Raw genomic sequence first — 22,189 nt, forward strand, 5'->3', positions numbered from 1 at the left:
AACCCCCGGTTTCCTCAAAAAACCGGGGGTCAACTCATTGAGTTTGTGAGGACGTTAACCAATCGCGTCCATCACCGCAAACATCGGCAAATACATCGACAAGAGAATGGAGCCAACCATCCCCCCAATGACCACAATCATCAGCGGTTCCATCATCGAGGTCAGACCCTTAATCGCCTGTTCCACCTCATCCTCATAGAACTCACCCACTTTCATCAACATCTTGTCCAATTCCCCAGTTTCCTCCCCAATGGACATCATCTGCACAGCCAAAGCCGGCATCACACCCCGTTCTCGAAACGCCTCACTAATACTCCCCCCTTCGGAAATCTGAGTCTTCGCATAGTCGATCGCCTCCGCAATCACCTCATTCCCCGCCGTATCCCGGACAATTTCCATTGCATTCAGAATGGGGACCCCAGAGCGAGTCAACGTCCCGAACACATTACAAAAACTCGCCACCGCAGACTTCTCAATAATGTCCCCAAAAATGGGAGCCTTGAGCATTAACCCATCAATCTGAAAACGACCGACAGGAGTTTTGTAATACTGCTTAATCGCAAAGACAATTCCGATTAAGATACCGACCAAAACCACCACACCATAGTTGCGAGTTTCAACCCAGCTTTCCGCCTCCGGATCATCGATCGGCAAGAAAGGACCCCGCAGAAAGAAGCTAATGCTCATCATGATCTGAGTGAACATCGGCAGTTCTGCATCCAACTGGTCAAAAATTCCTGTAAAAGTGGGCAGCAGAAAAATCGTCATTCCCAAGAAAATGATAATCGCAATTCCTCCCACCGTCTTAGGATAGGACATTGCCGACTTTAACTCATTCTGAATCTTGGCACTTTTCTCCAAGAGAATCGCCAAGCGGTTCAGCACTTCATCAAGAACCCCCCCGACTTCCCCCGCTGCCACCATACTGACATAGAGTTTATCGAAACAGTTAGGATGTTTCCGCATCGCCTCAGCCAGGGAACCCCCCTCTTCCACCTCAATACTGATGGCTTTTAAAGAGCGTTTTAACTTGACGTTCCCGCATTGTTCCGTCAACACGGATAAACAGCGCAACATCCCGACCCCCGCGTTAAACATAGCGGCAAACTGTCGAGAAAATACAGCCTTGTCCTTAACCGTTACACTGCTAATCGCAGCCGAGATACTTTCTTCTAAATTGCTGAGGTCAAACCCCTTTGACTCAGCCTTGACTACATTGGTCATGGTTTTAATTCCAATACTGGCATTGACGTATAACAACCCTGAATCTGAATCAACTCCCCGGTTGAGAAGGAGCACATCTTGAGATGACCCCGAGGATTCCTAGACAGTTCGATGTGCTCCAACCCGAGTCAGTCCCTAGCGTGCTTTAGCTTTCACCTTCCCTTGCGTGGGCACTCCACCCGCTTTAACCCGGGGGTCAATCAGGCGATCGAGTTCATCGGTTTTCGAGGTTTTACCCAGAGCATCCTCATAGGTAACTTTCCCCTCATTCACCAAACGAGCTAGGGACATCTCCATCGTTTGCATTCCCATCTTGCTGCCCATCTGAATCGAGGAGTAAATTTGGCTGGTTTTACCTTCCCGAATCAAGTTGGCGATCGCCGGGCTATTGACCATAATTTCATGAGCCGCACAGCGTCCACCCCCGACCTTCTTCAAGAGGTTCTGAGAGCAAACTCCCACCAACGCCCCCCCAAGCTGGGCGCGAATTTGCGGCTGTTGAATGGGGGGGAACACATCCAACATCCGGTCAACCGTTGAAGCCGCCGAGTTGGTGTGCAAGGTTCCAAAGACCAAGTGACCCGTTTCCGCCGCAGAAATCGCCAGAGAAATTGTTTCCAAGTCCCGCATTTCCCCCACCAGAATAATATCAGGGTCTTCCCGTAATGCCGCCTTGAGAGCATTGGCAAAACTCTTCGTATCCTCTCCCTTCTGCCGCTGGTGGAACAGGCTTTTAATATTGGGAAACACATACTCAATTGGGTCTTCAACCGTGAGAATATGCTCCGAGCGGGTGCGGTTAATCAAATCAATAATCGCCGCCAACGTTGTCGTTTTCCCGGACCCCGTTTGTCCCGTCACCAAGACCATACCCCGAGGCCGCATGGACAATTCCCGCAAAATTTCCGGAACCCCTAACTTCTCAAAATTAGGAATTTCCGAAGCCAGCGCCCGCAAACAAGCCGCAAAGCAACCCCGTTCCCGATACACGTTCACCCGGAAGCGAGAGAGGCCCTTAACCCCATAGGCGCAGTCAAGTTCCCAGTTCTGCTCTAGATCCTTACGTTGGTTGTTATTGAGCATACTGAAAATCAGCCGTTGACATTCATCCGGGGCCAACAACTCCCCAAACTGTGGTTGTGGCGTCAGCTTCCCGCTAATGCGAAAAAAGATAGGGGCCCCAGCCTGGATGTGCATATCAGAGCCACCTTGTTCAATCAAGGACTCCATCACATCTTCAATCATGTAATCCATAACAGTTCCTTTGCTCCTTTAACGGCGTACAGTTGCCAGTTTAATCCTGGAAACGGGGGGTCATACAGTAGGGACAATCCATCCACTCAGGATCCAAGCCTGCTCCACAGTTGTTACAGGTGAGCGAACTCTTGCGTTTAGCTTTCAGTTCAGCCTCTAACCCAGAGTCTGTGAACGTGACCCGATCCACCTCCTCAAAGGTAGTATGCCCCTGTTTCACCAAATTGAGACTATAAGCCAACAACGTCGTCATCCCCTGCTCAACGGCTTTCTCCTTAATCCGTTCCGTGGGTGCATTTTCATTAATCAGCAAAGCCAGTTCCTCAGTGGTTTGTAGGAACTCATAGACCCCCACCCGTCCTTTATAGCCAACTCCACCACATTTAGGACATAGCTCGCCGCGCTCTTGTAACTCTTGGCGATCGCCCGGCGGAACCGTGTTGGCCTTATAGAACGTTGCATCCACATCACTCGAAGCACTCATCCCATAGCGAGCCAACTCCTCGCGAGTTGGAGTGTAGGGAATGCGACATTCCGAACAAACCCGCCGCATCAGCCGTTGGGCCAATACTCCCAACAGGGAGCCAGAAATCATGAAGGGTTCAACCCCCATCTCATCCAGACGAGCGATCGCCCCCGCCGCATCGTTGGTGTGCAGCGTCGTCAAGACCAAGTGACCCGTCAACGCGGCCTCAATTGCCGTTTTTGCCGTTTCCTTATCTCGCGTCTCACCCACCAGAATAATATCCGGGTCTTGCCGCAGAAACGCCCGCAGGATGTTGGCAAAGGTCAAGTCTTTTTCCCGAATCACCTGACATTGACTAATCCCATCGAGAGCATACTCAATGGGATCTTCCGCCGTACTAATATTGACCCCCGGGTCATTCCGTTCTGCCAAAATCGAATAGAGGGTCGTTGACTTCCCAGACCCCGTCGGCCCCGTCACCAAAATCAACCCGAAGGGACGACTGGAGACTTCCCGCACTTTTTCCAGGGTTTCGGGATCAGAGATGAGTTTATCCAACCCCAACTGAGTCGAAGAGTTATCCAGAATCCGCAAGACAATTTTCTCACCATAGCGGGTGGGGAGGGCATTCACCCGGAAATCCACCGCTCGGCCTTGGAACATCCGTCTAATCCGTCCATCCTGGGCTTGACGGCGTTCAGCAATATCCATATCCGAAATAATCTTAAAACGGGAGGTAATTGCTGGAATAATCAACTTGGGAAGGCGAGGAAACGGCTCATGGAGCACCCCATCCTTACGCATCCGAATCCGGAGAAACTCTTCTTGCGGCTCGACATGGATATCAGAGACATCATCCGTCAGAGCTTTACGGAGAATCTTATTAACCAGAGCAATGACGCTTTTGTCCTCAGCATCTGCCTCCTCCTCCAAATCCGCCGCTTCTGGGGGGGCTTCTTCCAAGTCATCATCCTCTCCGGCCAACTGAGCCACATCTTCAACGGTAATGGCATTCTTTTCAGCCTGTTCCCGTTTTTGGCTTTCGGCTTCCTTTTTCACCTGTTCATCCAGGTAAACCGAAATCAGAGATTGATAGTCATCCGGGGTAATCGCCTGCCGTTGCAAACCGTAGTTTTTAGCCCGCAGAATCCGCTTCAGGTCGTCCTGAGCCTCTAGGTTGTCCGGGTCCACCATGGCCACCACCACCGCATTTTCCTTCAATTCCAAGGGAACAAAGCGGTAGCGACGACAACTATCCACCGAGACAAATTCCAAGAGCTTATTCACTTGCCCCGGCGGTAACTCCGTCACCTCTGGATCGAACGCCTCAACCCCGTAAAGAATCTTTAACTCAAACAGTTGTTGCTTTTTATACTGGCGGATTAACTCGGGGGGCAGTTGTTTTCCAGTAATGCTTTCAATTGCCTCAATCAAGGGACGACCCGACAGGCGGCTATCTTCTTGGGCCTGGCTCATCTGATCCGGGCTGACGTGACCCGCTTGAATGAGTTTATTTCCAAAGGGAGAAAAGTTCGTCTGAACCACCAAGGCACGCCGAGCTTTGGGGGCACTAGCAGAAAAGTTAGTCATGGCGTATTACACGAGCGGGTGAGGACAATCGACAAGTTGCATCGTCGTCGGGACAGAGGCGGGAGCAACAGGGCGCGAGGGCAACTCCTCTGACCAGTGTAGCTCACCTGAGAGAGTGGGGTAGCCTCCTTGAGACCTGGGGGTGGAGGGAAGCTCTAGGGCGATCGCCCAGCGGCAGCTCCCTCTGGCCGTTGACAACAGAGAACGTTAGAATGGCCTAGGATCGATCATGAGGCGTTACTCTTAACCGGAGTGCTTCCAAGGGAAGCGGCCCATTTTTAGAAAATGGCTCCTAAGACCTAAGCATTGTGGTGTATCGTGTGATTTGCGAGCGCCCTCGACTCGGAGCGCCTGTACTAAGAAACTTGTAAGGGGAAAGTCAGACATGGACGAAGACAAGCAGTTCGAACAGGAGACCACGAAAACCACCGTAGACCCGGAAGACATCCCTGTAGATAGCACTGCTGATACTGTTCCTGAAGCCGTCACCGTTGAGGACGCTCCCACTGAGGAGTCAACGGTGTCTGAGGCAGAGTCTACAGGAGAATCGACTGAAGATGAGGCAATGGATCCGATGGTGGTAGAAGCGGAAGCGGCTGCCGCCGCCGCCCAAGCGACGGAATCCCCAGAAGCGGCGATCGCCATGTTGAAGGCCACCGCCGAAGCCGCTCAGTCTCAACTCGAAGACCTGAATCAGCAATACACTCGTTTAGTGGCGGACTTTGATAACTACCGCAAACGAACCCAGAAAGAAAAGGCAGACCTAGAAGAACAAGCCAAATGTACCACCCTTAAAGAACTTCTGCCGGTCGTGGATAACTTTGAGCGGGCCCGGACTCAGATTAAACCGCAAACCGACGGGGAAATCAACATCCATAAAAGCTATCAAAGTGTCTACAAACAGATGGTTGACTGCCTAAAACGCCTCGGGGTTGCCCCTATGCGTCCCGAAGGAGAGGAGTTTGATCCGAATCTCCATGATGCCGTAATGCGCGAGGCCACCGATGCTTATCCTGATGGAACCGTCACCGAAGAATTGATGCGAGGCTATACCCTCGGCGAGCGGGTTCTCCGTCATGCCATGGTGAAGGTGGCAACGGCCCCGGAACCCGTGGTAAGCTCAGGAGAATCGGACACCGAGGCTTCTGACTCCTAAGGGAGTGGACCGCAACAGAAGCCTAACCCTGGCGCCGACTTAATTTAGGACGCGCTAGGGTGTTCACGTCACATCCCGAATATGGGTTATGGGAAAAGTTATTGGTATTGACCTCGGGACCACCAACAGTTGTGTTGCTGTCTTAGAAGGCGGTAAACCCGTCGTCATTCCTAATTCGGAAGGCGGGCGCACAACCCCGAGCATGGTTGGGTTTACAAAATCAGGCGATCGCCTCATTGGCCAACTGGCAAAACGCCAGGCGGTGACCAATGCTGAAAACACCATTTACAGCATTAAACGCTTTATTGGCCGGCGTTGGGAAGATACCGAGATGGAACGCTCTCGGGTCCCCTACAACTGCATCACCGGGCGCGACAACACCGTGGATGTTAAGATTCGCGATCGCAATCATACGCCCCAAGAAATCTCGGCCACAATCCTACAAAAACTGAAACAAGATGCCGAGTCCTATCTCGGCGAACCCGTCTATCAAGCGGTGATTACCGTCCCGGCCTACTTCACCGACGGTCAACGCCAAGCCACCAAAGATGCCGGAACCATCGCCGGACTAGAAGTGCTGCGGATTATCAACGAACCCACCGCCGCCGCCCTCGCCTACGGCCTCGATCGCCATGACGAAGAACTCACCATTTTAGTGTTTGACCTCGGCGGGGGAACCTTCGACGTCTCGATTCTACAACTCGGCGACGGCATTTTCGAGGTCAAGGCCACAGCCGGCAACAATCACCTCGGGGGGGATGACTTCGACAGTGAAATCGTCTCCTGGCTAGTCAACAACTTCCGCGATGCCGAGGGGATCGACCTCTCCACCGATAAAATGGCCATGCAGCGACTACGGGAAGCCGCTGAAAAAGCCAAAATTGAACTGTCATCCCTCACCGATAGCCATATCAACCTACCGTTCATCACCGCCGATGAAACCGGCCCCAAACACATTGATGTGCGCCTAAGCCGCAGTGAATTTGAGGACCTGGTTAAGCCCCTCATCGACAGCACAATTGAGCCAGTTAGTCAAGCCCTCGAAGACGCAAACATGACCACCGAGGAAATTGACCGTCTCATTCTCATTGGTGGCTCAACCCGAACCCCAGCCGTGCAGCGAGCTATCAGCGACTTCTTCGCCGGGAAGCAACCCGATTACTCCGTCAACCCCGACGAAGCCGTCGCCACCGGGGCAGCCATTCAAGCTGGGGTATTAGGAGGAGAAGTGCAAGATGTCCTCCTCCTCGACGTCACCCCCTTATCCTTGGGAATTGAAACCCTAGGGGAAGTGTTTACAAAAATTATCGAACGAAACACCACACTCCCCACCAGCAAATCCCAGATGTTCTCAACGGCCACCGATGGCCAGACCTCAGTAGAAGTCCATGCCCTACAAGGGGAACGGGCCATGGCACGAGACAATAAAAGCCTGGGCAAATTCATTCTCATGGGGATTCCCCCAGCCCCCCGGGGTATCCCACAAATCGAGGTAAGCTTCGAAATTGATGCCAATGGCATTCTCAACATCTCCGCCCGAGACAAGGGAACCGGCCGCGCCCAAAGCATCCAAATCACCAATACCGGGGGTCTCAGTAGCGAAGAAATCGAACAGATGCGCCTCGACGCCGAACAGTTCGCCGATCAAGACGAATGGCAACGAAACCTAGCCGAATTGCGGAATCAGGCCGATGCCCTGTTCTATAACTACGAAGATACCCTCAAGCATAACGCCGACTTAATCAGCGATCGCCTAAAACTAGAAGTCACAGAAAAGGCTCATCGACTGCAAGACGTCCTCGACGAGGCGAAACCCAACATCGAGGACATTCGCCAGCGGTTACATCAGTTCCAACAAACCCTATTTGCCATTGGTTCTGCCGTCTATCAAGGTGACAGCGGCCCGGTGGACGAGTCGCCTGACGCCATCAGTCCTCCCCCAGAGGAGGTCTCGGATACTAACAGTCACCAGCCCGCCCCAGACCCCTCAAACCGTTCCCCCAGACCAACCTCCGCCGGTCCTCAAGACTCACTCGATCTCGAAGACTTAGGACATGAGGACGACGGCGACCTAGATATTGACTTAGCCCGGGAACTCGAAGACTTAGAAGCCTTGTTATCCCAGGCCTCTCCCCCGGCCGAGTCCCCCGCGCCATCCCCGGCTCCGAACCAGGCTCCTCCCGCCTCTCAAACTCGTCAGCGGAAACCCCCGGCGACTTCTCCCAGGGGGAAATCTTCCCCCCCAGCTCCCCCCTCTCAGACAACTCCAACACCCAACTCGGCCAATCCAACCCAGGGAGATAATCCCTTTGATATTTCTCCCGCGCCGGCAGAACCGGTCGATGAGGGGGACCCAGATAATCCCTTTTTCTAACGGTTCCCTCTCCGGTGCTGTCCATCAGGCCAACCCCTGGCCCTTAAGATGAAACCGTTACTGTTCTCTCCTGTCCAACTCTTAGCAACAAGCGCGTTATGGCTGCCGACTACTATGACCTTCTCGGTGTTTCTCGCACCGCAGATAAAGACGAAATTAAACGAGCCTTCCGACGGCTGGCCCGGAAATATCACCCCGACGTCAACAAAGAAGAGGGGGCAGAGGAGCGGTTTAAGGAAATTAACCGCGCCTATGAAGTCCTATCAGATCCCGAAAAACGGGGTCGTTACGATCGCTTCGGTGAGGCAGGAGTCGGCTCTGGAGTCCCCGGCGCTGGCTTCTCGGACTTCTCCGATATCCCCGGCGGCTTTGCCGATATTTTTGAAACCTTTTTTGGGGGCTTCAACAATACCGGCCAAACCCGCCGCCGCAGCGGTCCGGCTCGGGGCGATGACCTACGCCTAGATCTGAAACTCGATTTCCGTGAAGCGGTCTTTGGCGGGGAAAAGGAAATCCGCATTAGTCACCTAGAAACCTGTGGCACCTGTGGCGGAACCGGGGCTAAACCGGGAACCCGTCCTAAAACCTGTGGCACCTGTAACGGCTCAGGACAAGTCCGTCGTGCCACCCGCACCCCCTTTGGCAGCTTTACACAGGTTTCCGTCTGTCCCACCTGTAACGGCACAGGACAGGTGATTGAAGACCAATGTTCAACCTGTTCCGGGAAGGGACAACTACAAGTTGCCAAAAAGCTCAAGATTACCATTCCCGCTGGGGTCGATAACGGCACCCGGCTGCGAGTGCAGTCAGAAGGAGATGCCGGGAAACGGAATGGCCCCCCGGGAGATTTATATGTCTACCTGTTTGTCAATGATGACAGCGAGTTTAAACGGGATGGCATCAATATCCTCTCAGACATCAATATTAGTTATTTACAAGCCATTCTAGGCTGTAAAATTCCAGTCAACACCGTTGATGGGGAAGTGGAAGTGACCATCCCCGCTGGAACGCAACCGGGCCGAGTCATTACCCTAGAAGAGCGAGGAGTCCCGCGCCTGGGCAATCCCGTCAGCCGTGGTGACCATTTATTAACGATTCATGTAGATATTCCCACCAAAGTCAATGCTGAGGAACGGGAACTCTTGGAAAAATTGGCAAACATTCGCGGTGAACGAGCCGGAAAAGGTGGCGTGGAAGGCTTTTTGGGAGGGTTATTTAAGTGAGTCAACCGATTCATTCCTCTGAGAACGGAACAGGGAATGCAGCTGGGGTGGATGTTCAGTTGGATTTACGGGGAACTCCCTGTCCCCTGAATTTTGTACGGACGAAGTTGCAACTACAACGGATGCAAGCGGGACAAGTGTTAGAGGTTTGGCTCGATGAGGGAGAACCCATTGAACAAGTCCCGGACAGCCTGACCATGGCCGGATATGGGATTGAGGAAATCCGAGACTGTCAGGGCTATTTTGCCTTGCAGGTACGCTGTCCGCAGTCATGAGCGATCGCCCTTTGATGGAGTCCGAAGTCTGGTATCCCCAAGGAACGGTGTTAGCAGTTCAAGCGAACTTCTATCACGTCCAATTGGATAGCAATCCCCCACCTCCCACCCCCAGCCTCCTCTGTACCCGTCGCACTCGCCTAAAAAAAGTGGGTCAGCAGGTGATGGTGGGCGATCGCGTGGTGGTGGAGGAACCCGACTGGGAGGGAAATCGTGGTGCCATTGGTGAGGTGTTGCCCCGGCGTACAGAACTTGATCGCCCTCCAGTTGCCAATGCCGATCGCATCTTGTTACTATTCACCCTCGACGAACCCAGCCTCGATCCCTGGCAACTGAGTCGCTTTCTCGTCAAAGCTGAGTCCACCCAGTTGAGCGTTGAACTCTGTCTCAATAAATGTGATTTAGTCAATGAGCAGGAGCAAGAGGCTTGGCGATCGCGACTGCGCCAATGGGGCTATGAGCCGCTACTGATGAGCGTCAAAACGGGATCGGGACTGGAGGCCTTGGAGCAGCGGCTAGAACGGGGGATCACCATCTTAGCGGGACCTTCTGGGGTGGGAAAATCCAGTACCATCAACCGTCTGATTCCCCAAGCCAACTTACGGGTGGCCCAGGTTTCCGGCAAACTGGGACGAGGACGACATACAACCCGCCATGTGGAGTTGTTTGAGTTAGAACAAGGGGGACTGTTAGCCGATACTCCCGGATTCAATCAACCACAACTGACCACCACGGCCCAAAACCTAGGAGACTGTTTTCCGGAAATTCGCCAACGACGGGACGGGAATGGCTGTCATTTCAGTGACTGTCGCCATCGTGACGAACCCGGTTGTCAGATCCGGGGGGATTGGGAACGCTATGAGCATTATCTGACCTTCTTAGAGGAGGCGATCGCCCAAGATACCGCTCAACAGCATAGTGGTGAGGAAGAATCTAGCTTTAAACGCAAGGCTCAAGCCGGTGGAGAACGTCGCTATGAACCCAAACTGGCCTCAAAAAAATATCGTCGCCAATCACGGCGACGACAGCATCAAACCTTACAAGAGCTATGTGAAGAATTAGATGAACACAATGAACCGTAGGCAGAGCCTAGCGTAGATAACTGGCCTCGGCTTCAAGTTGCCGTAACAGCTGCTCATTCCCATTGGCACGAGCGACACTGATACGACGCTCTAGGGACTCTTTGAGAGTTGCTAGGTGGTTGCGGTTGGCTTCATTGATAGCTTGACGAGTGATTTTGTTCATGATAAACAGTGCGTTGCAAGAGTTTGGTGTACTGGTTCCTAACCACAATTATAGAGACACTGACCCTCATTTTAGGGTTTTCCGTATAAAATGTTACAGAAATTCATCCCTACCTCCCACAAGCTCATGAGAATTATGGAGTTGTCGTCAGCACCCCGCACGCTCAGTGACGGGGCTTCATGCCTCTAGCTTTGGTTAGCTGACCAGCCTAAGCCTTAACTGGCTACGTTTTTGAGGTCATGACACCTACAAATGCTTTCCAGTTTGTAGCTCTGTCGTTAACGGTTAAACAGTTGAAGCTGGGATGTAGACAGTGCCGTTAGCTCAACAAGCCTTGAAAACATTGGCGAGGAAACCATTACCCGTTCTACGGAGATTTCCATGTCCAACTTTGTGTTTGTTCTAGACCCGAATAAGCAAATGCTCAATCCGGTCCATCCGGGAGAGGCTCGGTGTTTGCTAAGTCAGGGAAAAGCGGCGGTGTTCCGCCGATATCCTTTCACCATCATATTGAAACAGGAGGCAGAATCTGAAATCAAACCTCTACAGTTAAAGATTGATCCCGGCTCGAAGACCACTGGGCTAGCCATTCTAAATGGTTCAAAGGTCGTTTGGGCGGCAGAGCTTACCCACCGAGGGCAAGCCATCAAAAATGCTTTGCTAAGTCGTAGCCAACTGCGCAGGGGGAGGCGCAATCGCAAAACCCGCTATCGTGCGCCTCGGTTTCTCAACCGTACCCGTGCTGAAGGATGGTTAGCGCCTTCTCTAATGCATCGGGTCAAAACTACCCTGACATGGGTTAATCGGCTATGCCGTTATGCTCCCATTGCGGGTATCTCACAAGAGTTAGTCCGGTTTGATACTCAGGTAATTCAGAACCCTGAGATTAGCGGCACTGAATACCAGCAGGGGACTTTGGCAGGCTATGAGGTCAGGGAATACCTGCTAGATCTGCCTAAAACTCATTGGCTGGATGCTGCCTGTGTGGGAAGGGTCAATCGGCTAGAAATTCTCACGACTCAGCCTTTGTTGATTAAAGCAACTGGGCATGGGACACGTAAGATGTGCGGCACTAATAAATATGGGTTTCCCTTTCGCCATCGGTCAAGAGTACGGATACATAAGGGTTTCCAGACGGGTGACATCATTGTTGCAAATGTCACGGCAGGCAAGAAGATTGGCTCCTACTTAGGACGAGTTCTTTGCCGTGCCTCTGGCAGCTTCGACATAGCAACCAAGATGGGTAAGGTGGCTGGGATCAGCCACAAATACTGTAAATCAATTCATAAGAGGGACGGTTATGCCTATGCACTCTGAAGGTTGCGGGCGGCTAAAGCCGCTTGAGTCGGTTTTCCTCCCCGCTCTGAAGAGACGGGGCGTCCAACCATCCCAGGAGCTTTTACGTGAAACGTTCTGGAGTCTTAGCCCTTAGCTTGGCCCTAATCCTAGGTCTAGGGGGCACTTGGGCGATCGCCACCGTTGAGGATCACCAGCAAAGCCGTCAGCAATGTCAACAGCTCATTGATCGGGTCAATCAGGGCTATGCCCAGACCTTGGCCTTTCAGGGGAGTGATGCTACCGCTCTGAAACGTTTAGCAGGCCAACTCAATACCATTGCGGATTCATTGCGCCAACTGGAGATTGATCGTCGCCCCTTGCGTCACATCCAGCAGCAATTCGTCCAAGGCTATCGTAACCTGAGCCAAGGCTATTATGGCATTGTAGAGGCCTTAGTCGCGGCGGACAATGCCCCTAAGAACGAAACGGGGTTAGAACAGGTTCAACAGGCTCAAATCCAAGTCAAAGAAGCCGGAGCCGCCGCCCATGAGGCAGCCCGTCACATTGACCAACTCGCCCAAGATCTCAACCAACTCTGTCATAGCAATTAAAGGGTTAATGATGACGAAGTCGCCATTCACGGTAAAGCATGGAAAACTGGAACTGGCTGCGATCGCAACTGACTCCGCCCCGAATTCGCTCCTGGCAAACCCTCATTCTCAGTAGCTTCATCACCTGGTTTCTCTCATTCTTAGTGGTTTTATCGGAACCCGAGATTGAGTTTTATAGTTCTCCCTTAACCGGACTAGGATGGGCCTTTTTTCTCGTAGGGCTGATTTGGTGGCAAAGTATCCGACCCTGGAAACTGGGGCGAATTTCTCTGACCCCAAGTATCATTGCCGCAGTGTTTTGTTCCCTGTTTTTACAAAACTCCCAGGGAGAACTCTCTCAAGGGGTCTTTTTACTCTATCCCATCCTAACCACCTTCATCGCCGCCTTACCCGCCTGTCGGAACCGAAACAATCGTCCCTGCCTCCCCTCACCCCAGCGACGGCCCTTAATCCTAATCCAATTCCTCATCGCTGTGGTCTGTAGCTGTTGGCTACAACTGACCTTTATGTTACAATACTGGATTGAAGCCTACCCCAATCTAGCCACAGCAGACCTATCCCAAAGTCAGTTTGTCCTACGGACAGGGACGCCCTTCCAACTACGGGGGTATGAGCTACTGCGTCCGATTCCAGACCGGCTCGACCGCTATTTCAACCGTCGTCCTTGGTCTGAGATTGAACGAATCCTACTCGAAGTCCGTCAGAACCCCGAGAACTTTTGGCGTTCTCTGAATATCGAACCGAGCGCTCGCATCGGTACCTTAGAGCAATATCCCCGAGCCGAACTCACCAGTGACGGTGATGAAGGCTATTATCTAACCATTACCCTGTATTGGTATCATCCCTGGTTTGATGAGCAACGGGAGCAACTAAGTCTGCACTGTCATCTCTACCCCGTTTCCCCATCGCAGGAACGACTCTCCCCCAATCCCTCCGATATCGGGAGAGTGATCTGTAATACTGATAGTCAGCAACTGTTTAAGCCCATGGGTCATTTTAATTTCTCTGAGGAGTCTTAAGTGTTGCTATTTGCCTTAACTGTTCTGGCGTAAATGATGATGGATTCCTTAACACAACCTAAGCCAAAAAATGCCGCTGCGATGCGGATTCTGGTCACCGCTAAAAATGCTTTCCGGGAAGTGCTGCGGGAGCGAATTTTATACTTGGTGGGTCTGTATGCCCTTCTCCTAATCTTAAGTTTACGGATTTTGCCCCCTCTCTCAGCCGGAGCCCATCCGAAAATTTTTCTGGACTTGGGCTTAGGAAGTATGGAAGTGCTGACTCTTTTAGTGGCTGCATTTGTTAGTACTCGCTCCTTGGAGAAGGAAATTCAACAGCGGACTCTATTGGTCTTAATTTCCAAACCAATTAGTCGAGGGGAATTGCTGATTGGCAAGTTTCTTGGACTTTGGGGTGTGCTTCTCGTTTCTCTCGTTATGATGGGGCTTTTAATGGTAGGAATTGCTGCGTTGGGAGGCATCGCGCTACCGCTGGCAAGCCTTCTTCTGTCTTTAGTATTTCTGGCTCTAAAATTAGCAATCCTGACAGCCGTCGCCTTACTTTTTAGTGCGTTTACAAGCTCTTTATTAGCCGCATTTTTTACCCTGGGGATTTACCTAATGGGTAATTTTAGTCAGGACTTATTACAATTGGGGGACACCCTAGATAGCGAGAGTTTTCAAATTTTAGCCACTCTTCTCTACCTCATTTTGCCAGACTTCTCCCGTTTAAATCTTAAAAATGACGCCCTGTACGGGATGGTGGCAATGCCCGATGTGGGACTCTTAACCGTTAATGGCATCTATGGGGTTATTTATGCCGTTGTCCTACTGGCCTTGGCGATCGCCATCTTCCAACGGCGACAACTTTAACTCAGAAGACGGCTCATCAGGGAAACATCCACCCCAAACAGGACTCCTAGTAACAATAGGGGGGGCCTTCAGGAGCTTGCGATTGTAACTCCTCCTTTAGAGTTTTTTCACTCGCAACATGAACCCGATCTCGCCCTTCCGTTTTAGCTAAATAGAGTGCGCGATCGGCACATTTCAAGAGCGCCTCTCCTGTTAACCGAGGATCCGGAATCATACTGGCTACCCCGAGACTGAGGGTCACGCGATCGCTACATTGAGAGGTTTCATGGGGAATCCAGAGTCGCCGGACTGCCTCTAACGTCCGTTGGGCCACCGCCAGGGCGCCCTGATAGCTCGTTTGAGGTAACACCGCCACAAACTCCTCACCTCCATAGCGAGCCACCAGATCCTCAGGACGGCAAATGGTTTCCGAGATGACCTTCGCGACCCGACGTAAACAATCATCACCTGCCTGATGGCCATAGGTATCATTAAAGGGTTTAAAACAATCAATATCGGCAATCAATAAGGACAAATAGGTTTGGTCTTGAGCGCTCCGTTGCCATTGTTCCCGTAACTGTTCATCAAAGGCACGACGATTGGCAATTTGAGTTAACCCATCCAAATTTGCCAACGCCTCAAGTCGAGAATTTGCAGCTTCTAACTGATGGTTAGCCAACTCCAACTGACTCGCTAAACGGCGTTCTTCTAAGACTTGTAAACTCAACTTCTGACTGAGTTGATGTTCACGAGCGAGAGAGCGTTGGAGAGCTTGGGTCGCACGATGGGCTTCAATCAAGCGTCGGATACGCTGACGCAAAACACCCCAATGAATCGGCTTGGTAATAAAATCTTCCGCCCCCATCTCAAACGCCCGTTCAATAGAATCCGAGTCTTGCAGCGTCGTGATAATTAGAATCGGCGGACAGTTATCATGAAACTGTTGTTTCAACCGTTGGCAACATTCAAACCCTCCCATCTGGGGCATCATGGCATCGAGCAAAATTAAATCCGGGAGTTGGAATTGACAATGCTCTAGACAGTCTTGACCATTACTGACATCAACACTCTCATAACCGTCCCGCTCAACGGCCCGTTTCATCAACATCCTTAAGGTGCGTTCATCATCAGCAATCAAAACCGTCCCTTTCGGGACAGGAGATTCAGCATTAGTCATAGTCAAGTCGTCGTAGGAGTCTTGTGAAAGCCATCTGGAGGTGATCAACATCTCTCTCAAAATCCTGAATTAGAGCCTGTCGTTCTGAGCTGGAGGTCTCGACAAAACCACCCTGTCGGATCTGTTCTTCCAGAGTCCGGCAGCGATGAGTGAGAGCGGCAGCCCCCAAGCTCGCACTTACAGAGCCAAGAGCATGAGTCACGTCATTGATCATATCAAGCTCTCCTACATCTAGGGCGAGGCGTAGACGGGGATTTCTGCAGGGAGGGGAACTAAAGGAGTTTGAGGAGACTCGGGTGTGACGATCGCCCTCAAGGGCATGGGCCGTTAGGGCAATAATATAGGGTTGTGGCCGACCTTGCTGACTCAACGGAATTTAATTTCGCTATCCCGTAGAGCCTCTTGGGCGAGTTTTTCGCTACTAGATATCACGGAAAGTTCCCACATAGCCGATTAGGGAGTCTTGAGAATCATAGAAGGGGACTAAGTGACCGGAGATCCAACAGAGGCTCTGGTCTTGGCGTAGAAGTCGATACTGTAAGGTCAGTGGCTGATGCTGATTCAGGGCCGGGTCCCAGGCTTGAAAGACACGATCGCGATCGCCCGGATGAATGGGGGTGAGCCAACCATAATCGAGAGACTCTTCCAGGGACAGTCCTGTGATTTGACACCAATGGGGGTTGACATAGCGACAGGCCCCGAGCGGATCGGCTAACAGTAGCCCCACGGGGGCCGATTTGACGATGAGGCTAAATTCCTCTAGTTGTGGCTCTGGGGCGACTTGGAGGAGGTGCGGATCCTGGATGGGGCGTAGGGTGGCGAGCCACGCCGCAGGGGTGGGCGATCGCTCTGGGGAAGGGGAGGATGCCAGCCGTTGGGCCCAGACCTCAACCCAGAGTTTTTGACCATCCTGACGGCGGGTTATCACCGTTCTACGCCAGTTATCTTGAGGGAACGAGGTGGGGTGAGCGTCATGGAGGGGAGATGGCTCTAAGACCTGACAATAGGTGGCTAGGGGTTGGCCGATGATCTGTTCGGCGTCAATGTTGTAGAGGGTTTCAGCTTGGGGACTCCAGTACAGGACGTGCCCTCTCCCATCGACGATCACAGCAGCTTCATTGATGTGACCGAGGATATGCTGTTGCCAGCGTTCAGTTTGTTGGAGAGATTGGAGAGCGTGACCCTGCTGTGCCAGAAGTTGGGCTTGGTGTTCAAGTTGGGTTCGCAACTCTTGATTTTCGTTGCTGAGGTGTTGATGCTCGAAAAGCTGGTTTAGGCGAAGGCTCAGATACTCGGCCAGTTTTTGGCTAACGTCTTGTTGCTCTGGAGTCCAGGCCCGGGGGCGATCGCAGTGGTGGGCCATGAGCCAGCCCCAAAGGGGTTGTCCGTGGGGTTGGAGGGGGTTGAGGAGATAACTTTTAATTTGAAAGTGGTCTAGGAGATTGAGATAGCAGGGACTAAAGGATTCTTGGCTGACATCGTTGATCATGTGGGTTGATTGAGGGATGTCTGAGGGTTGAAAGCAGATGTCTTGAATCTGATGATGGAGGCTAACGGAAGCGGGAGGCCGCAGGGCTTCGGCGATAATGGTTCCCCAGTTTGGCTCAGTGAGTTGATAGACGATGACGCGATCGCAATCTAGGAGAGATTGAACTTCGGTGACAGCAGACTCAAGCAACTGGGGGAGGGAACGAGCATAGCTCAAGTTGAGCAAACTGGCACTCAGATGCTGCGCGATCGCGAAGGGGGGGGCAGCATCATGATCGGGGCTTGAGTGGGGGCGATCGCTCATCGTCATCCTAGAGTAATGCCTTGAGTTGGGCTTGGGCCTTGGATAAGGATTCCCTCCATTCTTGCTCAGGATCACTATCGGCGACAATGCCTGCACCGACCTGGCCCCAAATCTGTCCTTGATGACACAGGAGAGTCCGAATCAAGATATTGAGGTCAAGATAACCCCGCTGATCGAGATAACCACAAGAGCCATAGAAGAGACTGCGGCGGACGGGTTCAAGTTCTTCGATAATCTCCATACAACGGACTTTCGGACAGCCGGTAATGGTTCCCCCTGGGAATAAAGCGGCGATGGCATCAATGGGGTCTATGTTCGCGGCAAGCTGGCCGATGACATTGCTCACCAGGTGCATGACATGGCTGTAGCGTTCGACCACCAGTAGTTCATTCACTCGCACTGACCCCCAGTGACAAACTCGCCCCAGGTCGTTACGTTCTAGGTCTACTAACATGATATGTTCCGCATTTTCTTTGCGGTTATCGAGGAGTTCGGCTTCGAGTTGGCGATCGCGCTGGGGGGTTTGGCCTCGGGGTCGGGTTCCGGCGATGGGACGGGTTTGAGCGATCCCCTCTCGTAGCTGCAACAGTCGTTCTGGGGAGCAACTAACCACCTGTCCCCAGGGGGTTTGCCAATAGCTAGCGAAGGGGGAGGGGTTAATCTGGTGCAGGCGGCGGTAGATTTGCCAAGGATGACGGTTAAGATGGGTACTAAAGCGTAGGGAGAGGTTGGTTTGAAAGATATCCCCGGCGCGGATATAGGCTTTAGCCCGACGCACCATGGCTTCATAGTCGGTTTGTTGAGAGAGAAACTCAATCTTTGGAGGAGCGCCGAGGGGGCTAGGCGGCTCATGGGAGGGCTGCCATCGGCTCCAGGTCTGTTCGAGGCGATCGAGCTGTTGGGGGCTGCTGGCGGCGAACCAGAGGGTGTTGTGGTGATGGTCAAGGACGGCGAAGTGTTCAGGTTCGTACCAGAAGGCGATGGGGAAGGGGAGGCGATCGCGATTGTGGTAGGGCAGTTGTTCAATTTCCCAACCGAGATCGTAGCCAAGCCAACCCAGCCAGCCCCCGGTGAAGGGAAGTTGGGCAATCTCTGGGGGATAGGTTGGGCTTGGGGTGTCTAAATTGGCGGCTAATGTATGCCGCAAAAACGGTAGAATTTCACCGAGTCTGGGAGTCCAGTGCTGGGAGATGCCTGCCCGTTCCCGAGGACGACCGGCACAGATGGAATAGCCAGTTAAATCGGGTGTTTCCGAGCTGGAGGGACTTTCTAGGAGGACGGCGATGGGATCATTGAGGAATAAGGCGGCAAAAACCTCAGAGGCGGTCTGGGATTCCAGGGGATGCGATCGCCAAAACCAGGGCTGTCGGGCGTTCATAGGCGCGGTTTCACGGAGCGGGTGACAAAATCGGTGAACGGTTAAGAGACTGGGAGTTTAAGAGTTTAGGATGTTTAGTTATCTTAAGGGTTTGTTGGTCGGTGTTCAGATGGTGGTTCCTCAACGTCCTGTCTTAACGCTGGAGGTGAACGGCCTTGGCTATGAGGTGCAGATTACGCCACGATTCGCACGGGAACTCCCGAAAACTCAGGCGGAGTTCCAGGTATTTGTTGATTTGCAACTTCGCGATGACCGTCTGTTGCTGTTTGGTTTTGCCACAGCGGCGGAGCGAGATCTGTTTCGTCAGTTAATTCGTGCCAGTGGCGTGGGGGCTCAGTTGGCGATGGCTTTGTTGAGTACTTTGGCGTTAGAGGATTTGGTGCAGGCGATCATCTCGGGGAATCATAAGATTCTCTCGCAAACACCGGGCGTTGGGAAGAAGACCGCCGAACGTATTTCCCTAGAATTACGAGAAACTCTAGACCAATGGCGAGAACAGGCCAATTTGGACGTGGTTGCCACGGCTGGGTTGGCGGGTGACTTACTCGACGATGTGGAGATGACGTTATTGGCGTTGGGGTACAGTCCCCAGGAAGTGGTTTCAGCGTTGAATGCGGTGTCGAGTGATCTGCCGTTGGGCGATCGTGAGAATGCCCAAGCCTGGATTAAGGACGCCATTTCTTGGCTCTCGCGGGAGGTGGCTAACTAGGGGATGCAGTTTCTGTGCTAAATTGGAGGGCACGGCACCACCACTTCAGCTATCGCTCGGTGACCATTCGACTATCGCTCAGTGACCAGGGTTCGCCCCTACAGGTATCCGGTTCCTCCAGGGAGTCTCAATTATGCTGTCAACCATTCAGTGGACGGTGGAAGACTACCACCAGATTGTTAAAACGGGGATTCTCGACGATCGCCCCGTGGAATTACTCGCTGGAGACATTGTAACGATGGCCCCAGAAGCCGAACCTCATGCGTTTTTCAGTCGCACGGCGGGCCAATATCTCACCCGATTACTGGGCGATCGCGCTCTGGTGAGTCCCGCCAAACCCATTACCCTCGCCAACCAATCGGAACCGGAACCGGATTTGGCGATCGTACAACCTCTAGGACGGGAATATCTCTCTCATCATCCCTATCCCGAAAACATCTTCTGGCTGATTGAATATGCCAATACCAGTTTAGAGAAAGATTCCACAATAAAATACCATATCTATGCTGAAGCAGGCATCCCCGAATACTGGCTGGTGAATCTACGAACGAGAGAATTAGTTGTTCACCGGACCCCCAGAGGACGAGAGTATGAATCGAGACAAATCTTCCAAAATGGGACAATTTCTTCTCTAGCATTTCCCGATATTTCCATTGCTATTGAACGCATTATTTCGGCTTAAGTTCAAGCCGAATCTTTGCAACTCCTAAGAACTCGCAAAAAACTTGAGCCAGAGCCAGACTCCCCAAAATTCCCCCAGCTGCACCTTCCCCCAGGAGCCATATTTTGCTATAATCGGGGCTTGTTTTTCAATCATCCGCCTTACCTGTGAAACTTCCTCAAACATTGATGCTGCTCGGTTCCGGTGAACTGGGGAAAGAAGTTGTCATCGCCGCGCAACGGCTGGGAAATACTGTGATTGCGGTCGATCGCTACGAGAATGCACCGGCGATGCAGGTGGCGGATATTGCTGAAGTGGTGTCGATGCAGGATGGGGATGCGTTGGAGCGATTGGTGAAACACCATCAGCCGGATTATGTGATTCCCGAGATTGAAGCCATCCGCACTAGCAAGTTACTCGACTTAGAACGCCAAGGGTTTCGCATCATCCCCACGGCGGCGGCCACTAACTACACGATGAACCGCGATCGCATCCGGGAACTGGCCCATACGGAGTTAGGCCTACGCACCCCTCGCTACGGCTACGCCAATGATTTAGCCAGTTTAGAAACGATTTCCCAAGAGTTAGGATTCCCCAATGTGGTTAAACCGGTGATGTCTTCCTCTGGGAAAGGCCAATCGGTGGTTCGCTCTCCGGAGGAGGTGGCCCAGGCTTGGGAGTACGCCATGACGGGATCTCGCGGTGAGAGTACGCGGGTGATTGTGGAGGAGTTTATTGACTTTGAGGTAGAAATTACTCTCTTAACCCTGCGTCAGTGGAATGGAAGCACTCTGTTTTGTCCCCCCATTGGCCATCGTCAAGAACGAGGGGATTATCAGGAATCTTGGCAACCGGTGGGATTGTCGCAAGCCAAAATTACCCAGGCCCAGGAGATGGCGAAAACCGTGACTTCGGCGTTGGGGGGTGCGGGAATTTTTGGGGTTGAGTTTTTTGTGACTCAGGATGAGGTGATTTTCTCGGAGTTGTCCCCCCGTCCCCATGATACGGGAATGGTGACGATGGTTTCTCAGAATCTCAATGAGTTTGAGTTACATCTACGAGCGATTTTAGGTCTCCCAATTCCTAAGATTGAGGTGTTATCTCCTGGGGCCAGTGCGGTGATTTTGAGCGATCGCGATTCGGATAGGGTGTTTTATGAGGGAGTCGATGAGGCTCTGGCTGAGTCGGATGTGGAGATTCGCCTCTTTGGTAAGGAAACCGCTCGTCCCTATCGTCGCATGGGGGTGGCTTTGGCGAAAGGGGACACGATTGAGCAGGCCCGTCAGAAGGCTACCCAGGCGGCGGCTAAGGTGCGCGTTGGCTATGGCGATGAGGGTAAATAGTTAGTTTAAAAAGGACAATCTACTTTAAAGTTCTGCCCTGAAATACGCACCAGCAAAGGGCAACAATCAGAGTTTTTTTCCATTGTTGTCCTTTTTAATGTGTCTATTTTAGGTCTGGGTGGCGGCTTGGGGATGAGATTTGTTAGAATGTTGATGTAAAGTTCAACATTTGCGGGGGAAGGGATTATGACTCGGACTTGTACCGCCACAACGCCTCAGCGTCGCCGTCTCCGCCAAGCCGCCGCATCGAGTAATCGCTATCTGAATGCGGTGATTCACCAGTTGGGGGGTTCGGATGCGGTGATGATTCAGGGAAAGGAACGCAATACCTATCGGGTTGTTGCTGAACTGAACAATGTCGCGATTCGGGGAACGCTGGCCCATGTGATTCAAACTTTGGAGGATGTGCGTCAAACTCGTGCGGCGTACAGTGATGAGGAGTTACAACGGATGACGGAGTTGGAGTTACGGGAGGCTCGGATGCTACGGGAGATTCAGCCTCAGGGACATCTGGACATCATCCGGGTGGTGTCTCAGGTGATTGAGGGTTGCCCAGATTTGGCGTTACACTAATTAAATGTCA

At 52.3% G+C, this 22,189-nt stretch carries 21 protein-coding genes; 13 read left to right on the forward strand and 8 right to left on the reverse strand.

Annotated elements, in window-relative coordinates; translation table 11 throughout:
* Window positions 1–54: 54 nt before the first annotated feature.
* The 3 genes from NEA10_RS20340 to NEA10_RS20350 all read right to left on the reverse strand — a co-directional run bounded on the left by NEA10_RS20340 (window position 55) and on the right by NEA10_RS20350 (window position 4,534).
* The gene (locus NEA10_RS20340) at window positions 55–1,224 is read right to left on the reverse strand and encodes a type II secretion system F family protein (protein ID WP_252663172.1); all 1,170 of its coding nucleotides are present in this window, start codon (window positions 1,222–1,224) and stop codon (window positions 55–57) included.
* 135 nt (window positions 1,225–1,359) lie between these two features.
* Window positions 1,360–2,478, reverse strand: a complete 1,119-nt coding sequence (locus tag NEA10_RS20345) for a type IV pilus twitching motility protein PilT (protein ID WP_252663173.1) — start codon at window positions 2,476–2,478, stop codon at window positions 1,360–1,362.
* Between the two features lie 40 nt (window positions 2,479–2,518).
* The gene (locus NEA10_RS20350; RefSeq protein ID WP_252663174.1) at window positions 2,519–4,534 is read right to left on the reverse strand and encodes a GspE/PulE family protein; all 2,016 of its coding nucleotides are present in this window, start codon (window positions 4,532–4,534) and stop codon (window positions 2,519–2,521) included.
* A gap of 385 nt (window positions 4,535–4,919) precedes the next feature.
* Between NEA10_RS20350 and grpE the strand changes: the two genes are divergently transcribed.
* The 5 genes from grpE to rsgA all read left to right on the forward strand — a co-directional run bounded on the left by grpE (window position 4,920) and on the right by rsgA (window position 10,644).
* A complete protein-coding gene (gene grpE, locus NEA10_RS20355; RefSeq protein WP_252663175.1) occupies window positions 4,920–5,690 on the forward strand; it encodes a nucleotide exchange factor GrpE in 771 nt (256 codons plus the stop codon).
* An 88-nt stretch (window positions 5,691–5,778) separates the two neighbouring features.
* Window positions 5,779–8,064 carry a molecular chaperone DnaK gene (gene dnaK / locus NEA10_RS20360; RefSeq protein ID WP_252663176.1) on the forward strand — a complete coding sequence of 762 codons (2,286 nt, stop codon included), beginning with the start codon at window positions 5,779–5,781 and terminating at the stop codon, window positions 8,062–8,064.
* A 98-nt stretch (window positions 8,065–8,162) separates the two neighbouring features.
* Window positions 8,163–9,287 carry a molecular chaperone DnaJ gene (gene dnaJ / locus NEA10_RS20365; protein WP_252663177.1) on the forward strand — a complete coding sequence of 375 codons (1,125 nt, stop codon included), beginning with the start codon at window positions 8,163–8,165 and terminating at the stop codon, window positions 9,285–9,287.
* The gene (locus NEA10_RS20370) at window positions 9,284–9,562 is read left to right on the forward strand and encodes a sulfurtransferase TusA family protein (RefSeq protein WP_252663178.1); all 279 of its coding nucleotides are present in this window, start codon (window positions 9,284–9,286) and stop codon (window positions 9,560–9,562) included. Before dnaJ ends, NEA10_RS20370 begins: the two co-directional genes overlap by 4 nt.
* The gene (rsgA, locus tag NEA10_RS20375) at window positions 9,559–10,644 is read left to right on the forward strand and encodes a small ribosomal subunit biogenesis GTPase RsgA (RefSeq protein ID WP_252663179.1); all 1,086 of its coding nucleotides are present in this window, start codon (window positions 9,559–9,561) and stop codon (window positions 10,642–10,644) included. Before NEA10_RS20370 ends, rsgA begins: the two co-directional genes overlap by 4 nt.
* A 7-nt stretch (window positions 10,645–10,651) precedes the next feature.
* On the opposite strand, the gene pirA is transcribed toward rsgA, so the two are convergent.
* Window positions 10,652–10,807, reverse strand: a complete 156-nt coding sequence (gene pirA, locus NEA10_RS20380; protein WP_252663180.1) for an arginine synthesis PII-interacting regulator PirA — start codon at window positions 10,805–10,807, stop codon at window positions 10,652–10,654.
* A 381-nt stretch (window positions 10,808–11,188) separates the two neighbouring features.
* Between pirA and iscB the strand changes: the two genes are divergently transcribed.
* The 4 genes from iscB to NEA10_RS20400 all read left to right on the forward strand — a co-directional run bounded on the left by iscB (window position 11,189) and on the right by NEA10_RS20400 (window position 14,567).
* Complete coding sequence (iscB, locus tag NEA10_RS20385; protein WP_252663181.1) at window positions 11,189–12,124, forward strand: RNA-guided endonuclease IscB; 936 nt, start codon at window positions 11,189–11,191, stop codon at window positions 12,122–12,124.
* 86 nt (window positions 12,125–12,210) lie between these two features.
* Window positions 12,211–12,696: a hypothetical protein gene (locus NEA10_RS20390; protein ID WP_252663182.1), complete on the forward strand. Its 486-nt coding sequence runs from the start codon at window positions 12,211–12,213 to the stop codon at window positions 12,694–12,696.
* Between the two features lie 38 nt (window positions 12,697–12,734).
* Window positions 12,735–13,715 carry a DUF5357 family protein gene (locus NEA10_RS20395; RefSeq protein ID WP_252663183.1) on the forward strand — a complete coding sequence of 327 codons (981 nt, stop codon included), beginning with the start codon at window positions 12,735–12,737 and terminating at the stop codon, window positions 13,713–13,715.
* A gap of 33 nt (window positions 13,716–13,748) precedes the next feature.
* On the forward strand, window positions 13,749–14,567 hold the full coding sequence (locus NEA10_RS20400; RefSeq protein ID WP_252663184.1) for an ABC transporter permease: 819 nt from the start codon (window positions 13,749–13,751) through the stop codon (window positions 14,565–14,567).
* Window positions 14,568–14,613: 46 nt separating this feature from the next.
* Here the strand turns inward: NEA10_RS20400 and NEA10_RS20405 are convergent, their stop codons facing one another.
* The 4 genes from NEA10_RS20405 to NEA10_RS20415 are packed head-to-tail and all read right to left on the reverse strand — an operon-like array spanning window position 14,614 to window position 18,893.
* A complete protein-coding gene (locus NEA10_RS20405; protein WP_252663185.1) occupies window positions 14,614–15,723 on the reverse strand; it encodes a GGDEF domain-containing response regulator in 1,110 nt (369 codons plus the stop codon).
* Window positions 15,716–16,093 carry an Hpt domain-containing protein gene (locus NEA10_RS21165; protein ID WP_374111819.1) on the reverse strand — a complete coding sequence of 126 codons (378 nt, stop codon included), beginning with the start codon at window positions 16,091–16,093 and terminating at the stop codon, window positions 15,716–15,718. Before NEA10_RS21165 ends, NEA10_RS20405 begins: the two co-directional genes overlap by 8 nt.
* Window positions 16,094–16,144: 51 nt before the next feature.
* Window positions 16,145–17,515, reverse strand: coding sequence for a PAS domain-containing protein (locus NEA10_RS20410; protein ID WP_252663186.1), 1,371 nt, complete (start codon window positions 17,513–17,515; stop codon window positions 16,145–16,147).
* Window positions 17,516–17,522: 7 nt separating this feature from the next.
* Entirely contained in the window at window positions 17,523–18,893 is a 1,371-nt protein-coding gene (locus tag NEA10_RS20415) for an anthranilate synthase component I (protein ID WP_252663187.1), read from the reverse strand.
* 70 nt (window positions 18,894–18,963) lie between these two features.
* Here NEA10_RS20415 and ruvA point away from each other — a divergent pair, with 70 nt between their 5' ends.
* The 4 genes from ruvA (at window position 18,964) to NEA10_RS20435 (ending at window position 22,179) form a co-directional block, all read left to right on the forward strand.
* Window positions 18,964–19,602 (forward strand): Holliday junction branch migration protein RuvA, encoded by a 639-nt coding sequence (gene ruvA / locus NEA10_RS20420; protein WP_252663188.1) that lies wholly within the window; start codon window positions 18,964–18,966, stop codon window positions 19,600–19,602.
* Window positions 19,603–19,735: 133 nt separating this feature from the next.
* A complete protein-coding gene (locus tag NEA10_RS20425; RefSeq protein WP_374111820.1) occupies window positions 19,736–20,284 on the forward strand; it encodes a Uma2 family endonuclease in 549 nt (182 codons plus the stop codon).
* Window positions 20,285–20,430: 146 nt separating this feature from the next.
* Window positions 20,431–21,606: a formate-dependent phosphoribosylglycinamide formyltransferase gene (gene purT, locus NEA10_RS20430; protein ID WP_252663189.1), complete on the forward strand. Its 1,176-nt coding sequence runs from the start codon at window positions 20,431–20,433 to the stop codon at window positions 21,604–21,606.
* Between the two features lie 186 nt (window positions 21,607–21,792).
* On the forward strand, window positions 21,793–22,179 hold the full coding sequence (locus NEA10_RS20435; RefSeq protein WP_252663190.1) for a hypothetical protein: 387 nt from the start codon (window positions 21,793–21,795) through the stop codon (window positions 22,177–22,179).
* Window positions 22,180–22,189: the final 10 nt, after the last annotated feature.

This window comes from Phormidium yuhuli AB48 (genome assembly GCF_023983615.1).
Lineage (GTDB): Bacteria > Cyanobacteriota > Cyanobacteriia > Cyanobacteriales > Geitlerinemataceae > Sodalinema > Sodalinema yuhuli.

Bases quoted from the DNA above. Each gene is read 5' to 3' on its own strand.
- rsgA (WP_252663179.1), top strand. From the start codon at position 9,559: ATGAGCGATCGCCCTTTGATGGAGTCCGAAGTCTGGTATCCCCAAGGA.
- NEA10_RS20340 (WP_252663172.1), bottom strand. From the start codon at position 1,224: ATGACCAATGTAGTCAAGGCTGAGTCAAAGGGGTTTGACCTCAGCAAT.
- ruvA (WP_252663188.1), top strand. From the start codon at position 18,964: ATGTTTAGTTATCTTAAGGGTTTGTTGGTCGGTGTTCAGATGGTGGTT.
- iscB (WP_252663181.1), top strand. From the start codon at position 11,189: ATGTCCAACTTTGTGTTTGTTCTAGACCCGAATAAGCAAATGCTCAAT.
- NEA10_RS20415 (WP_252663187.1), bottom strand. From the start codon at position 18,893: ATGAACGCCCGACAGCCCTGGTTTTGGCGATCGCATCCCCTGGAATCC.
- NEA10_RS20395 (WP_252663183.1), top strand. From the start codon at position 12,735: ATGGAAAACTGGAACTGGCTGCGATCGCAACTGACTCCGCCCCGAATT.
- dnaK (WP_252663176.1), top strand. From the start codon at position 5,779: ATGGGAAAAGTTATTGGTATTGACCTCGGGACCACCAACAGTTGTGTT.
- NEA10_RS20350 (WP_252663174.1), bottom strand. From the start codon at position 4,534: ATGACTAACTTTTCTGCTAGTGCCCCCAAAGCTCGGCGTGCCTTGGTG.
- NEA10_RS20345 (WP_252663173.1), bottom strand. From the start codon at position 2,478: ATGGATTACATGATTGAAGATGTGATGGAGTCCTTGATTGAACAAGGT.
- NEA10_RS20400 (WP_252663184.1), top strand. From the start codon at position 13,749: ATGATGATGGATTCCTTAACACAACCTAAGCCAAAAAATGCCGCTGCG.
- NEA10_RS20435 (WP_252663190.1), top strand. From the start codon at position 21,793: ATGACTCGGACTTGTACCGCCACAACGCCTCAGCGTCGCCGTCTCCGC.
- pirA (WP_252663180.1), bottom strand. From the start codon at position 10,807: ATGAACAAAATCACTCGTCAAGCTATCAATGAAGCCAACCGCAACCAC.
- NEA10_RS20410 (WP_252663186.1), bottom strand. From the start codon at position 17,515: ATGAGCGATCGCCCCCACTCAAGCCCCGATCATGATGCTGCCCCCCCC.
- NEA10_RS20405 (WP_252663185.1), bottom strand. From the start codon at position 15,723: ATGACTAATGCTGAATCTCCTGTCCCGAAAGGGACGGTTTTGATTGCT.
- dnaJ (WP_252663177.1), top strand. From the start codon at position 8,163: ATGGCTGCCGACTACTATGACCTTCTCGGTGTTTCTCGCACCGCAGAT.
- NEA10_RS20425 (WP_374111820.1), top strand. From the start codon at position 19,736: ATGCTGTCAACCATTCAGTGGACGGTGGAAGACTACCACCAGATTGTT.
- grpE (WP_252663175.1), top strand. From the start codon at position 4,920: ATGGACGAAGACAAGCAGTTCGAACAGGAGACCACGAAAACCACCGTA.